General features: G+C 42.5%; 8 protein-coding genes. All 8 read right to left on the bottom strand.

Annotated features, from left to right (window positions below):
* Window positions 1-134: 134 nt before the first annotated feature.
* On the bottom strand, window positions 135-3734 hold the full coding sequence (locus C825_RS07755) for a glycosyl hydrolase (protein ID WP_010802060.1): 3600 nt from the start codon (window positions 3732-3734) through the stop codon (window positions 135-137).
* A 125-nt stretch (window positions 3735-3859) separates the two neighbouring features.
* On the bottom strand, window positions 3860-5647 hold the full coding sequence (locus C825_RS07750; protein ID WP_228100036.1) for a RagB/SusD family nutrient uptake outer membrane protein: 1788 nt from the start codon (window positions 5645-5647) through the stop codon (window positions 3860-3862).
* An 18-nt stretch (window positions 5648-5665) separates the two neighbouring features.
* A complete protein-coding gene (locus C825_RS07745; RefSeq protein ID WP_228100037.1) occupies window positions 5666-8815 on the bottom strand; it encodes a TonB-dependent receptor in 3150 nt (1049 codons plus the stop codon).
* A 334-nt stretch (window positions 8816-9149) separates the two neighbouring features.
* Complete coding sequence (locus tag C825_RS07740; protein WP_010802057.1) at window positions 9150-10160, bottom strand: FecR family protein; 1011 nt, start codon at window positions 10158-10160, stop codon at window positions 9150-9152.
* Window positions 10161-10227: 67 nt separating this feature from the next.
* Window positions 10228-10776 (bottom strand): RNA polymerase sigma-70 factor, encoded by a 549-nt coding sequence (locus C825_RS07735; protein WP_010802056.1) that lies wholly within the window; start codon window positions 10774-10776, stop codon window positions 10228-10230.
* Between the two features lie 372 nt (window positions 10777-11148).
* Window positions 11149-13365 carry a glycoside hydrolase family 3 C-terminal domain-containing protein gene (locus C825_RS07730; RefSeq protein WP_010802055.1) on the bottom strand — a complete coding sequence of 739 codons (2217 nt, stop codon included), beginning with the start codon at window positions 13363-13365 and terminating at the stop codon, window positions 11149-11151.
* Window positions 13366-13378: 13 nt separating this feature from the next.
* A complete protein-coding gene (locus C825_RS07725) occupies window positions 13379-14371 on the bottom strand; it encodes a DUF4982 domain-containing protein (protein ID WP_250690573.1) in 993 nt (330 codons plus the stop codon).
* Window positions 14344-15822, bottom strand: a complete 1479-nt coding sequence (locus tag C825_RS07720; RefSeq protein WP_250690572.1) for a glycoside hydrolase family 2 protein — start codon at window positions 15820-15822, stop codon at window positions 14344-14346. The genes C825_RS07725 and C825_RS07720 overlap by 28 nt, the downstream gene beginning before the upstream one ends.
* Between the last annotated feature and the right edge of the window lie 8 nt (window positions 15823-15830).

Here is a 15830-nt window from a genome sequence, read left to right as displayed (position 1 = left end):
AGGGATATGCTGTTCAATTATGTGTCTCTTCATTTCAAACACAAATATAAAAGCAGCTATCGCTATAAAAAATAGCAAATAGCTGCTTATTGTGTGGATTATTATTGCTTTTACAATAATAACAAGCTCTCTGATTATTCACATATACTCAACGAGACAGGGCCTAAAAGTCCGGCAACCCCATCTCCCCTATATGGAGTCGGAATCGTCTGATAATGATTCGACAATGTGCTATAAACTAAGACTTCCAATTGGTTATCACCTTGTTTAACATACTTGCCTATCTCAACTTTGTATGGCGGTCTCATCAGTATGCCCACCTCTTTACCATTAACTTTTACCTCACAGGAAGCATTTACATTGCCCAGGTCCAGAATGACTTTACCGGATGCTTCGGCTTTTGGTATTGTTATCTGCTTTCTGTAATACATTCCACCTGAATAATATTTCAAGGCTCCGGTCTCCGACCAATTACCGGCATCCAAAAGCCCTTTCCCTGTTTTTATTTTAACGGGTTCACAAATCACACCAGTCCCCTGATAACCGGGTTTTCGTTTGATCGAAAAAGCGACCAGGCCAACTTTCTTCCGGGTCTCAGGAAAGATTACCCGATACTTTCTCATCCCCGAAGAATCTTCAGATAGAAATCGGATATTCCCTTTTTCTATTGCTTTCCCATTAAACCATACTTTCAAATCGCTTCCGGCTATCATCATGTCCATTTCCTGCATTCCCGGAACAGAATTAAAACGATAATTCCAAGTAAGATTCTCTCCTCCGTAAGGATCATACAACAAATGATCTCCTAAAGCCCAGCGTGTAGAAATTATTTTGTCGTATGAAGACGGCTTTGCCGGGGTAACGGATGATGCAGGAAAAAATACAACGGAACTTCTCTTTCTAAAATCCCGATACGTACCTTTCTGAAACTTGAATTTACCTTTCTCTGTATTTGCATATGCTACAGTACATGGATGCCATCCTTCTTCCAACCAGACATTTTCATTCGCAGGCTTCTGGTCGATCAAAAGAGAATCAGGTTGAACACCATCTATTTCGATCCTATATGAGCCTGTTACAGGGACATAGACTTTACTTTTGTATATTTGATGCGCTCCCTGGTCCAAAATGAAAAAGCCGTCGCTGACTTTACCTTTCAAACCATGCCATCCTTGTGATCCCGGATTGTCAAAAACACCATATTGCCATGAAAACTCCAACATCTCTCCTGACGATTCATTTCCTTGTAACACATTATCCAACGGGATATCCGTGGACGTACATTCTGTGACAAATTGAGGTCCAAACCCATACACACTTTCAGGCCATTCCGAATCATCGAAATCTGTCGACATCCAGTTTTGAGGAGAAAAAGCAGCCGGTCGATGTTTAAAAGAACGCGCCTCAGCACCGATAACATCCGAAACCGGAAAACGATAATCCCCCCATTTATTATCTAATGTCGGCAACAATTCCGTCTCCCACAAACCTGTAATTAAGGATCGGTATATCAACTTCGATTCCTTTTTGCCTTCAGGCATTACAATGGGTGTTCCTTTTGAAAAGACAAACAAATACGAATTATCCGACTCTTTATCCAATCGGAGCCATGTTCCTTCTTTTGTTTGGCGAACAACCGGATAATCGGAGATTGTTCCGTCAGAAGCATTCCAAAGTTCAACTTTACCCGTAGCTCTGAAAAAACATTCTGTACCTTCAGGCACGTCCATAACCATATAGACATCACGTTCTCCCACATATCTATGTAAAACCTTCCCTTCTCCGGTACCTGATATAAAATCCGGAACAATCAAAGATTTTATCTGCTCCGACACCTTATCCTCCGACATATACAATCCTACTCCCCCCGAATCATGAACCTGTTTCTTTACTTTCTTTCCTTGAGAAACTTCCAGGGATGTCGCACCGAATACTTCCCGGATTATTGCATCCGCTTTCGAATCGTTTTCTCCCATGCAGGTACTGGCCTTCGGCAACTCGCCTGTTGCTATTATTATCCCTCCCGAACGATAAAAGTCCCGTATTTTTAATAAAGAAGAATAATGCATCGCTTTCATATCTGCCAAAATCAATATACGATACTTTTCTCCCGAGATATTCAAACAGCCGTTCTCTACTTTTGATTTTTGCAAGGACCTGTAATCCATAAAATCATAATCCAAACCGGAATTACTAAGTTTCATTGCCTGTTCAAACGCAATCTTTGTGCTAGCATCCGGATAGGCCTGCATCGATTCCGTAGGATACATCAAGGCTATATCACAGACATGAGTACCTTGACTCATCAGAAAACTCAATCTCTCTGTATATTGAAGCCATTGTTTCATATGCGGCCAATAAGGCATTCTGAAATGAAAACAAGGCGGAGCCCATTCCCACCAACCACCATGTGTGGAATAATATAATCCATGCATACAGACTAAATTTCCACCTGCCATAAAATGATGGTCCATTTGTTTGGTCAGCCATGAGCCCGTACTTCCCCATCCCATACTATGAAAAGCCTCAAGCCATGTTCGCGGACGTTCATATAAATGAGCTATTGAACTGGATACTTTCGTTTGCAAAAAACTAGAGCCGGTCGATGGAGCATCATTCCCCGGAGCTGTGTACCAAGAATTAGCCCTGAAATAATCAATATATGCCAATGGTTCCATTCCACGTCCAAAATTATCGCTTCCATAAATCAAACCGCGTGAAGCATGCCAATTATAAATGGGCTGAAAAAAGCGTTCTTCCGCCAAATCCATTAATACATCACAATAATCCAAACGTATCTTTGGCGTTATATCTCCGATACTTTCTTTCAAAGCAGGAAGATAAAGTGTGATATCATACCCTTTCCTTTTTTCAAATTCTTCCTTAAAGTCCTCCGACCAGGACCCTATTTTAATAGGATAAGACAATTCATCCTGAAAAAAATAGTTCATCCCCCCCGAAGCTGCATCTCCCATATTCTTTTCAAAACGATCGAAATACACGTTCACATATTCTCTTCCGATATCCGGATGCAACAAATGACTTTTTTTCGTTGAAAGAATATATACTTTATAGTCTTTCCCTTCCGGAGCTCTCCACAAAAGTTTTCCGCCTGATATATATTCTGTCAGATCTATTTTCCCTGGCCAGGCAACAGCACCGACCAATCTTTCCGGAATGTCATGAATAAAAGTGGTCCCTCCCCGAACAGAATCAGACACAATCTCCAAGTCACCTTGATAATTCTGAAATTTTTCTTCTTTCAACAACTCATCCGTATAATATCCATTGCCAATCCATCCTATGGTATAATCATCCATACCTAAACCGATGTTTTTCCGGGAACATTCTTTGGCAAACCAATTCCAGAAATTCCACCAATCTCCGGAGAACACCTTAGGCTTTCCTGCTTCTGTTTTTCCGGAAAGTCCATATCCGTCTTTCATTTCCCCAACATCCACTTCAGGGTCCATGTGTATATAACTTACAGCAAAACCATCTGTCGCAGATGCAGATAAAATGTCAAGCTGTTCTTTCATTCTTTCCTTATTCAAACTATCACCATTCCACCAATAAAAAGGAACGTTTCCATATCCCTTCGGAGGGTTGGCAAATTCAGAAAAGATATCCGTATCTTTTTTCGGATATCCCTTATATCTTTGTGACTGAGCATAAGTTACCAGACAGGAAAAAAAGTAAAAAGCAACTATTTGAAGAACGACTATCTTCCTCATAAATAAATTATTATTTTGTATTTTATTCGAAATCATAAACATCTGGTCATATAAAGAGGCTTCCCTTTTTACCACGGGAAACCTCTTTACTAATTTATTCTTGTCTTTAAATGACGACAAGATTATTACCAACCGGGATTTTGTTCCAGTACTACATCTTTATTCGTATCAATAACCGTTTGAGGAATAGGCCAAAGATTAAAGGGTTTTGTCAATGTTAATCTCGGATAGTCCCAATATGAATATTTTTTTATACGATCGGCAGCAACTGTTCCTCCCATGCGCAGCAGAGTATTCCAACGACTCTCTTCATACATCAATTCACGGGTTCTCTCGTCAAGGATCAAATCAAGACTAACATCATTAGCAGTCACCAGGTAACTACATTTTGCCCGTGAACGTAACATGTTTATGTCAGATGCGGCACCAGACTTGTCTCCGACTCTCAATTTAGCCTCGGCACGCAATAAAATGGTTTCGGGTAAACGTATCAGATAATCATCACGGAAAATGCTGCGCAATACCCTACCATCAGCCGCCAATGTATAAAAATCAGGACCTATTTTACATGATATCGGATATATCAAGGTGTAAGCACCATCGTCATATTTACCATTTTGATCTTTTTTATAAAGAACATCCCATGGAATCTGTTTTCCATAGTATTCGGATGTTTTTATATTTCCCAAAAAGACACGGCGTAAAACAGCCTCCGAATTACGTATATCTTCACCCCATTTTCCTTCATAAACACCATCACGAGAATAAGGAGTAGGAGTTACCTGGCTACAACCAAAACCCCCGACGTCTTCCATCTGACCACCGATATGCGCTCCTCCCTGATCTCTGAAAACAGGTCCATAAATAGCAGGGTAATCCAAACAAGCCAAACTTCCGTCGGACTTATATACCTCATAATCTGATTGAGCACACCATATAGCTTCAGTGTTCCCATCCTGATAATCCTGATTTCCTACCTGGAAAAGATCCCAATAAACATTTCCTTCTATAGGATAACCTGCTGATGAATAAGTCCGGTCAGCAGTCTGTTCTACTGCCGAAGTTGCATAATAGAACTCCGGACCTTCATTTTTACGTGCACCGAAGCGCTCTGTCATAAGACTGTAAGTACCAGAATCTATAATATCATTGGCATACGAAATAGCCTTATTATATGCACTGGCAGCATCACCGCCTTCCGCTTCCAGCAACACTCCCTTATCAATGTACAATTGGCAAAGATTATGCTGAACAGCCGCCCTTACCAAACGTCCGGCTTCCGCTGTCGTAACAGGCAAATCGTTTATGATATCTTCCATTTCATCGATAGCATATTGATAGGTCTCCATACGTGTCGAACGTTTATAATCATATTTAGGAGTAGAAGTTATTTCTGTTACCAACGGAACTCCTCCAAATAGTTCTCCTAAATTTCTGTAAGCAAAAGCTCTGAAGAATCGGGCCTGAGCAATGATATAAGCTTTGTCGGATTCCGAATTCCACATTATATGCTCTAAATTTGTGGCATAAATGGCGGTATTGGCAGCATTAATCAGATAATAAAATGCGGCATATGTATCTTTGAATACCCCATATTCCGAATTAATTATACTATAATCATTAAACCGGTAAGAATAACGTATAGTCGGTACATCCAGCACATCAGTTCCGTTTCCCATTCCATACGACCACAAATTCAATTCCCCAAAGTTATTATAAGGACAATATATATTATGTACTTTGATATAGCAAGTAGTAAGTACTTGATCTACCTGTTCGGAGGTAGTAAATACATTGTCGATTGTGTAAAATGTTTCAGGATCTTCTTCCAGAAATTTATTATAATCACAACTAACGACAGTAAAGATTGTCATTAATAGCAATAACGTTTTATATATATATGTTCTTTCCATTGTTTTATAAAGTAAAATTTAGAAACTTAAATTCAAACCCAAAGAAACGTTCGTCATTATCGGATATGTCTGACTCAATGCAGTGCTACCGGTTTCCGGATCACCACCGTCCCAGCCGGTAATCGTTGCCAGGTTTTTCCCTGTAATGAACATTTTAAAATTATTAATTCCCATATTCTTCACCCATGGTTGGTTGAATGTATATGAAAGTGTTACATCCTGCAAACGAACATAAGCTCGGCTTTGTAATCCCAGGAAATAGCTATCTCCTGTAAAAGTTGCAGACGGATATTTGTTACTCGGATTCGCCTCTGTCCAATAAGGAATATACAGACCGTTGGAGGCAAACCACTTTCTATCCCCGCCTGTTATATAAGCGTTCGTATTTCCGGCCTGATAATAACCGTTACCTCCGAATACACCGGCAATCATAACATATAATTCCCAGTTTTTATATTGCAAAGTGTTACTTAAGTTTAGTTTGAAATTAGGAGCTTTATTCCCTATGATAGAACGATCTTTTTCATTAATCACTCCATCGTTGTTTTTATCCACATACTTAGGAGTTCCGGCAGAAACACCATTGGCTTTCATATATTCAGTATCATCCGTCTGAACAATTCCATCCTGTTCATATCCGAAAATAGAATGTATCGACTCCCCTATAAACAGGCCATTTCCAATATCATCATCTTCCTTTCCATCACCATCAAGATCCTCACCATACAGATGAACCAACTTATTACGGTTCAACCAGAATGTTAGTCCCGTAGTCCAGTTAAATTCCTTATTCTGAATATTGACAGTCCGTACAGTAGCTTCCACACCTCTGTTTTTGACTTCTCCCATAGAAGAATACATACTTGCAAATCCCGTCATAACAGGAATCGACCGGGAGAAGATCTGGTCATATGTTTTAGAGAAATAAACATCTACATCGACAAACAAACGGCTATTCAACCAGGTTGATTCAAATCCCATATTCCATGCTTCGGTTGTTTCCCATCCCAAGTCTGAATTACCGATAGTACTCTGGTTAATACCGTATGACGGTTTTCCAGAATTACCAAAAGGATAATATATTCCCCCGGAATGGCCGGTTGCAACCTGTGACAATGTGGAATATTGTGTTAAACCCTGATTCCCGTTTTTACCCCATGAAAGTTTTATCTTCATATCATCCAGAAAAGCCACACCTTTTATAAACGGTTCATTGGTGATACGCCAGGCTGTTCCTATGGCCCAGAAATTACCCCATTTGTTATTTGCACCAAAAACAGACGAACCGTCTCTCCTATAAGATGCTGTCATATAATAAGTGTCGTCAAACGAATAAGATGCTCGTCCAAAATATCCGATATTCGTTCTTTTCCAATTATTCAAAGAAATTTTCTGTGTAGAAGCGTAATGAAGGCCGTTCAACCCTAAAGCCGTATTCCCGTTCGATGCAAAGTCACTACCCGACAAAGTCTGAGATTCATACTTCTGATAGTCACGAGTCGCTACAGCTGTCAGATCAATGCTATGTTTTCCAAATACCTGGTTATAATTTAAAATATTATCAATCACATAACTGGTTGTTCTTTCGTTTGCCATACTACCTCCGGCACTACTTAAATAACTATTTTGAGTTGCAACAGAGTAACGCGAATCATCATCATACGATCCGACCGGAACATTGTATGACTCATGCGTAAAGTCACCGGACTTCCTGTAATTAAGATTTCCTGCATAATTGAAACGGTAACTTAAACCGGAAATCCATGGGCATTTAACTACGGCATATGCATTTGCACGAAGATTATCACGAAAGTCTACATTTTCTTTCTTCGACTCATCATCGATCCCCCACAAAGGATTACCTCTACCACGTGTACCGTCAGGTATAGCTTCAAGCATCCCATTCGGTCTGTACATCATTGCATACGGAGATAATATTGTAGCAGACCAGATATTAGCGCCAAGGCCGGAATAATCTGTTCGGGTATATGCAGCATCAAGACCGATCTGCAGCCAACTTGTAATATCGGTATCTATCTTAGCTAATACTGAAACACGTTCATAATCATCTCCTTTTATCACACCACCACTCTCAGTATAAGAAGCAGACAAATAGTAATTCATTCTATCCCCTGCTCCGGATACGGCAGCTTGGTAATCCTGGGTCCATCCTGTCCGTGAGATTTCATCCAGCCAATTGATTTCTTTCCCTGAATTCAAATTCAGTTCTTCCTGGGGAACCAAAAAACTATAATCAGAATATCCGTTTGCCGCAGAAGTTGCATCAAGCCACTGTTCGCCATTCATCAGTTCCGGTTTAAGATGCCACGACTGCATGCTTCCTTTTGCATTAAAATGGATAACCGGCTTACCTTGCTTACCTTTTTTAGTTGTAATAATAATTACTCCGTTAGCAGAACGGGAACCATATGCAGCAGCTGAAGTAGCATCCTTCAGGACATCATAAGAAGCTATATCATTAGGGTTAATATCATTAACACTTCCCATAAATATAACTCCATCTACTACCACCAACGGATCGTTTGAACCAGATATGGAATTCTGTCCCCGAATCTGCATAGAAGGAGTTCCCCCGGCCGTATTTGTAGCACCAATATCAAGTCCGGTCACATTTCCTTTCAGGGATTCCAATGCATTTGTATTTGTCGCCAAAGAAATAGGAGAATTCTCCAGCTTGACGGAAGATACGGAACCTGTAAAATCTTTTCTTTTAGCTGTTCCATAACCAATCACAACGATCTCATCCAAAGATTGTAAATCTTCTTTCAACAGAATATCCAAATGCTCTTTGTTTCCCAAACTGATCTCCTGGGTAATATATCCTATATAGGAAATTTGAATTACCACATTATCCGGCACTTCCAGTATAAAATTTCCATCAATATCAGTGATGGTTCCAATTGTCGTACCTTTTACAGAGACATTCGCCCCGATAACAGATTCCCCATTCTGATCCTTGACTGTACCACTAATTTTTCGGGATTGACTACTTTGACTGTTACGCGATATCTTCAGAATAATCTGTTTCCCTACCACTTCATAGCTGATTTGTTTTCCCGCAAAGGCTTTTTTCAAAATAGCATCCAGACTTTCCTGGCGAGCCTCCACTGATACCTTTTGTGACTGATCTACTGTCTGATCCAGCATAAAGGAATAATCAGTTTTTGTTTCTATCTGTTTAATTAACTGCCGAAGCGATTCATTCTTTATTGATAAATCAATTTTTTCACTTTGGGCATAAGTAGAATTGAATATAAATAACGCAAGTAATAACGGAATTAACTTCCTTCTTAATTTAAACATTATGTAATAGCTTTAAGATTATAAAATATATTATATCTTTGCCTTTATATATCAATTAGTTATTCTGTCTAATTTTCGGCAGGATAAAAGTACAGGTATATATATTTCAAAAGGCATGGAGATTAGGGGTCTCTGTGCCTTTTACGCATAAGGCAAAACACGTCTGATAAAAGACTCTCTATTTATATCTGATCGTCACCTCCTTTCCGTTCAGTTTATACTCTATCGGAGATATCTTATTGATCATCTCTAATAATTCCGTCAATGATTCCGTCTTAATTGTAAACCAATAAGACTTAAGGGTATCCACATTAGATAATGTAATATCCACTCCATACCAACGCTCCAATTTCTTCCATACTTCTTCTACTGGAGCACCATCAAACTTTAACAGGTTATGCCGCCAACTAGCTTCGATTTCCGCATCACAGGATTCAACCCGACAAGACAAATTCTTCTTAGAAACTATGGCCTCCTGATTAGGAGATAAATAAGTCAGTAAATTCTGGCCGGTAGCCGATAACAGACTTACTTTACCACGAAGCAGGGCAACCATAATATTCTCTTCATCCGCATAGGTACTGACATTGAAGGCCGTGCCATGCACTTTGACATCTACTTCCCCGGCTTTCACAATAAATGGATATTGAGTATCTTTCTTTACATCAAAGAATGCCTCTCCTTCCAGATTGACGACACGATCGTATGTACTATATTGATAATTATAAGATAAACGGGAACCGGAATTCAACCAGACAAGCGTCCCGTCGGGCAAGACAAGCTGTGTTTTTTGTCCGGGAGGAGCTATTATCACATTTTCAAACTGAGTAGCCTGCCAGGATTTTTCCGGGTTATTGATCAGAGAAGACAAAGCAAAACCCAGAACCAACGCCACGACAGCCGCTACGGAAGAGACGCGGATCAACAGGGAACGTGAATACAACGGAACCTGTTTCACTTTATGCCGGATACGGTCCTGTATCTTTCCCCAAACCATTTTCTTATCCGGTATCACATAAGCAGAAGTGTCCAAACGGACAGCTTCCCACTGCTTTCTTAACTTATCCAGTAAAAGGTGATGTCCTGGCTCTTCATCAAGCCAGCGGATAACCTGTTCCTGCTCTTCGGTCGTACATTGCCGGGAGAGGTATTTCGCCAATAGTTCGTAAGGTATCTGTTTTTTATCCATGTTCTGCTATTTTATTCAGTAGACACATGGGCAGGGACAAAACCCCCAAAAGGATATGAATATTTTTTTATTCTTCTGTCAGTTTCAGTAAAAGGAAGAGAAGGGCAATGGTTTCATCAGAGTGTGCAGCCAGATACTCCCGGATCTTTTTAAGTGCTATCCCCATCTGATTTTCAACAGTCTTTACGGATATATCTTTTACTTGTGCTATTTCTTTATAGCTTAGTTGCTCTTCGCGGCTCAAGATGAATATTTCTCTACATTTCTCCGGCAAAGACTCAACGGCGGCTTGCAATAGTTGATAGAATAACTCCCGGTCAACACAATCTATGGATTCGTTCTTCTCCAACTCGATGCGGGCCCATTTCTCTAACAAGACATTGTGGTTTTCTTCATCACGCAGGTAGTTCAACATACGATTACGGGCACTATTATAAAGAAAGGTCTTGATGTACTGAACATCCTTTCCTTCATAATCTTCCCAAAGGTTTACAAAGACATCCTGCACAACTTCTTCTATCACCTGATAATCACGGGTATAATAATTCAGGAAGCGGCATATAATTTCAAAATAATCATTATATGCATCTTTGAATGTACTCTCGTTAATAATCATAGCAATATAGTTTTTTCTCTGTATATAATAGTAAAAAGCGGATGTCTCATCTCCTAATATCCCCGCGCAAAAATAAGTAAATAAATAATTATACAACCAATATCGGGGTAAAAATAACAAAGCTTGCAGTAATTGATCCCAACAGATATGAAAACGGATCAATCGCCTGCAAGCTCGTATACCGGAGTGTTCTATCTCCCTTCCGGTTATTGGTTATTACAAGGGAGGCAGTGCTGTTTGCCTGCTTTCCCTTGTTATTTACATCTGATTCTTTTTGCATATCACAGCTGTGATACAAAAGAAATCCATCTGTGAAACAAACGGAATCCAACTGTGATATGAAAGGAGCACAGTTGTGATATGCAATAGAAATTAATAAACTACATATTTCTCCCCTTCAATCTTCAGTTCCCCGAAGCTACCTTCCGATTTATAAGGCTGGCCGCCGCCGATATATAATTCGACTGTGCCTTCTTTCTCGACCTGGTTACCCTTTTCATCCACCAAAGACAGTTCTTCGGGAGAAAGGGTGAAGGTTACCTGCCGGCTTTCACCTGTATCCAGATGAATACGTTTGAAACCTTTCAGGGCACGTAAGGGGACACGGGTGTTGCCGTTCTGCGGATGAGATACATACAACTGAACCACTTCGTCGCCGGCACGCTTTCCGGTGTTCGTTACGGTTGTGGTTACCTGAATGCTTTCTCCGGTCTTGACGGTGGAGGCATTCTGCAAAGGAGCATACCCGAAGGTAGTATAACTCAAACCATAGCCGAACGGATATCTTACATCGCCTTTGAAATAACGGTACGTACGGTTTGCCATCGAATAATCCTCGAAATCCGGAAGATCCTCGTCATTCATATAGGTAGTCAACGGCATACGGCCGGCCGGGTTATAGTCGCCAAAGAGAACATCGGTAATGGCATCGCCGGCAGCTTGTCCGCCGTACCAGGCTTGCAGGATCGCATCGGCATTGCGGCTCTCCCAGTCGAAGCTCATCACGGAACCGGACATATTGACCAGGATCAGCGGACGGCCCGTCTTTTTCAATTCCTTCATCAGTTCGGTCTGCACGGGAGGCAGTTTCATCGTTGTACGGTCACCGCTGGCAAATCCACCGTAACCGGCAGCTCCGGCATCACCGGCTTCGCCTTCGTAATCAGCGCTGATACCACCCACGAAAATGATAATGTCTGCTTTCTTAGCCTGAGCAGCCACCTGAGCAAAAGAAGGAGCGCCTTCGAGTTTCTGAACAATACCAACACCTGTCAGCGTATCGATCTGAATACTGTTACCAAAGCGTTTCTGCAAACTCTTATACGGGGTAATGATTTCGCTCGGCGTACCAAAATAGTTAGCCAACAGCGTGCTGCCATTATCCATATTCGGACCGATCAGGGCGATACGTTTGATCTTGGAGGCATTCAACGGCAGGATATTCTTATTATTCTTCAATAACACCATTGATTTCTGCGCCATCTCATAGGCATGCTTTTTGTGGGCATCACATTCGATCACTTCACGACCGATAGATGCATAAGGCACCCGGTCAGCAGGATCGTACATACCCAGCTTAAACTGGATTTCGAACAGGCGAGCCAAAGATACATTGATATCTTTCTCGGAGATCAAGCCTTTCTCCACCCCTTGTTGCAATTTCTGATAAAGATTACCGCATTCAAGGTCTGTACCGTTCAGAACGGCATCGGCTACGGCTTCCGTATCGTTGCTATGTGTTTTATGATACTTGGCAAAATCACTGACTGCCCAGCAGTCGGACGTCACATATCCGTCGAACTTCCACTGGTTACGAAGAATATCCTGTAATAACTCGTTATGCCCGCAACAGGGAGTTCCTTCAAAACGGTTATAGGCGCACATCACACCATGTACCTTCGCTTTAGTCACCAGTTCCCGGAAAGCGGGCAAGTAAGTATCCCAAAGGTCATACATGGAAACACGGGCGTCATAAGAATGGCGGTTGTGTTCAGGACCGCTGTGTACGGCATAATGTTTAGCACAAGCCACCGACTTCAGATACTCCGGATTATTTCCTTCCAGGCCGTGAACGATCGCCGAACCCATTTTGGCTGTCAGGTACGGGTCCTCGCCATAGGTTTCCTGTCCACGTCCCCAGCGGGGATCACGGAAGATATTGATATTCGGAGTCCAATAAGTCAGTCCACGATAGATTTCGCCGGTCTTGCCTGCTTTCAGGTCTTCATTGAACAGGGCGCGTCCTTCCGAAGAGGTCATATCTCCCATCTTTTGAAGGGCTTCCGTGTCGAAGGTGGCAGCCATACCGATCGCCTGCGGGAAAACAGTCACCTTTTCCTTCGTACGAGCCACGCCATGCAACGCTTCGTTCCACCAGTTATAAGCAGGAATACCCAAACGGGGAACAGCCGGGGCGGCATGCTTCATCAACTGGACTTTTTCTTCCAGCGTCAGACGGGAAATGATATCCTGTACCCGGACATCCAACGGAAGGTCCGGATTACGAAACGGATAGTCGTACGTTTGTGCCATCAGGCCGCCCAAAGAGAGAGCGGCCAGTAACACGATACTTTTCAGTTTGCTTTTCATGTAATTGCCTATTTTATTTAGTTACTTCTACAATAATCTTACTCTCTTTCAACCCTTCCGATACAGCAGTCAATTCGATCGGTTGTCCGGAACGGTCACTGGTGACAAGTACCTGGGCATAGCCGTTAAATGCATTCCGGTGTACATCGCTGCCGGCAGGGAAGGCATCCGGTTCTTGGCTACAAGGATTACCATTACCCACTCCCAGAATCTTGCCGTTACGGACATCGAAATGAATTCCGTTTTCAGCAGTAGGTACTACACGTCCTTTGGCATCCAACACTTTTACGGTAATGATAGCAACGTCGTTACCATCGCCCTGGATAGAAGTTCCGTTTTCACTGACCAGTTGCAAGGAAGCCGGATTTCCGGTAGTTTCCACCAACTCGGTGTATTTCTTTCCGTTCTTCTTCCCTTTGGCCAACAGCTTACCCGGGGTATATTTAACACGCCAAGCAGGAATATCGAACTTTTCAACCGTCTTTTTACCCAGGCTTTTGCCATTCAGGAACAATTCCACCTCATCCATATTGGTATACAGATGTACATCGACCGAATCCGTACCGATTCCATTCCAATGAGGAAGCACATGCAACACCGGTTCTTCCGTCCACCAAGCCTTGTAATACCAGAATGCATCTTTCGGGAAACCGCAATAGTCTAATATGCCGAAATGAGAAACTACACCCGGCCAGAAATGCAACTGTGCCTCACCTCCATAATCGAACCCGGTCCATACGAAAGCACCGGCGACAAACTTGCGTGCATCGACATAACGCATCCATTCCTGTGCACGTGCTCCCCATCCCGGAACATCACGATCGTAAGCCTGATGGAAACCCTTCTTCGCATCAGTCTCATAAATACCACGCGTCATCACCGTACTTGCCTCTTCGGTGAAGATACAAGGCAGATTCGGGAACTTTTCATGAACTGCGTCGATATTGCCTATTTTATAATAATTAGAACCTTGTACATCTACGGCATAGGTAAAACCTTCCCCCAACTACCGTTCATGGCAGCCGTGCACGGACGAGTAGGATCCAGTTTGCGCTGAACGGCTTTCATGCGCTCAACAATCATACGCCCCTTCTCTGTTCCCTGTATGGCAGGTTCTTCGTTTCCCAAACACCAAATGATAACAGACGGATGATTCCTATCGCGGCGAATGATTGTCTTCAGCTTGCTCAGACCTTCATCACTGGAGCTCAATACACGCAGTTCATCCATGACCAGCATACCCAGCGTGTCGCAAGCATTCAAGACAGATTCCGTCGGAGGATTATGGGAGGCGCGGTATGCATTTACTCCATACTCTTTCAGACGGGCGATTCGCCACGCATTCAGCTGGTCCGGAACAGCAATCCCCACACCGGCATGGTCTTGGTGGCAGCATACCCCCTGAATCTGTACTCGTTCGCCATTGAGGAAGAAACCTTCGTTGGCATCGAAACGGATGTCACGGATACCGAAAGAGGTATCGTAGCTATCGACAACTGCCCCATCCAACAAAATATCAGTATGCAACGTATAAAGCGTCGGAGTCTTCAACGACCATAAGTCAACCTGCCGTACATCCATGTATGTTTCCACCTCTTTCGTTTCCAACGAGGGTAAGGTAAGGGTTGTACCAGACTTGTTTACTTCTTTCCCTTGACAGTCGATTATACTGTTTTGCACAATAAGATCGACCGATTTACCACTTTGGTTCGTCACTTCTATCTGTGCCTTCACACGGGCTTCCTTCTTTTGCAAATCCACTTCGCTGGTGACAAACGTCCCCCATTGCGGGATATGCACGGGAGCCGTGCGGGTCAACCATACATTCCGATAGATACCGGCACCTTCATACGACCATAATTCGGAATGAGTCGCATCTACACGGACGGAAATCACATTTTCCGCATCCTTTTCATAATTCAGGCATTCCGTTACATCGAAGACCAAAGGCACATAACCGCTCTCACCGCGTCCTAAATAGACACCGTTCATCCATACCTGTGCATCACGGAAGATACCCTCAAACTCCAGCGTATACCGATTCCCTTTTACCAACTCGGGAGTAAACCGTTTCCGATACCAGCCCACACTGTTTTCGGGTGCACGTCCGCCCAACTTACGGTATCCTTTCATCTTGAATTGCTCTTGGCTATATCCCAAAGCCATCCCCCAGTCATGAGGCAAAGAGATCTTCTCCCACTTGCTGTCGTCAAACCGTTGCGTATGAGGAATAGCCAAACGTGATTCCTGGTCTGCATCCAGCATAGTCGACTCCTGCAAAAAGGCAATCTTAGAGAACGACAATGCCTGCCCGTAATTAAAATCCTTCTCCGGATTAGCCGCATGCCCTTTAGCAAAAAGCCAATCCTGATTCAACAACTCTCTCTCCCGCTGTGACTGGGCACCCAGCCAAAGGCAGGGGAGTAATAACATCACTGTAAAAATCAATCTTTTCATTTCTCTGA

Origin of the sequence: Parabacteroides sp. ASF519 (assembly GCF_000364265.2) — a bacterium.
GTDB lineage: Bacteria > Bacteroidota > Bacteroidia > Bacteroidales > Tannerellaceae > Parabacteroides > Parabacteroides goldsteinii.
The sequence above is the reverse complement of the archived record's forward strand: the minus strand, read 5'-3'. Positions and strand labels throughout refer to the sequence as shown.

Coding starts and splice junctions, on each gene's coding strand:
- C825_RS07755 (WP_010802060.1), bottom strand. CDS start 3,734: ATGAGGAAGATAGTCGTTCTTCAAATAGTTGCTTTTTACTTTTTTTCC.
- C825_RS07750 (WP_228100036.1), bottom strand. CDS start 5,647: ATGGAAAGAACATATATATATAAAACGTTATTGCTATTAATGACAATC.
- C825_RS07745 (WP_228100037.1), bottom strand. CDS start 8,815: ATGCTGGATCAGACAGTAGATCAGTCACAAAAGGTATCAGTGGAGGCT.
- C825_RS07740 (WP_010802057.1), bottom strand. CDS start 10,160: ATGGATAAAAAACAGATACCTTACGAACTATTGGCGAAATACCTCTCC.
- C825_RS07735 (WP_010802056.1), bottom strand. CDS start 10,776: ATGATTATTAACGAGAGTACATTCAAAGATGCATATAATGATTATTTT.
- C825_RS07730 (WP_010802055.1), bottom strand. CDS start 13,365: ATGAAAAGCAAACTGAAAAGTATCGTGTTACTGGCCGCTCTCTCTTTG.
- C825_RS07720 (WP_250690572.1), bottom strand. CDS start 15,822: ATGAAAAGATTGATTTTTACAGTGATGTTATTACTCCCCTGCCTTTGG.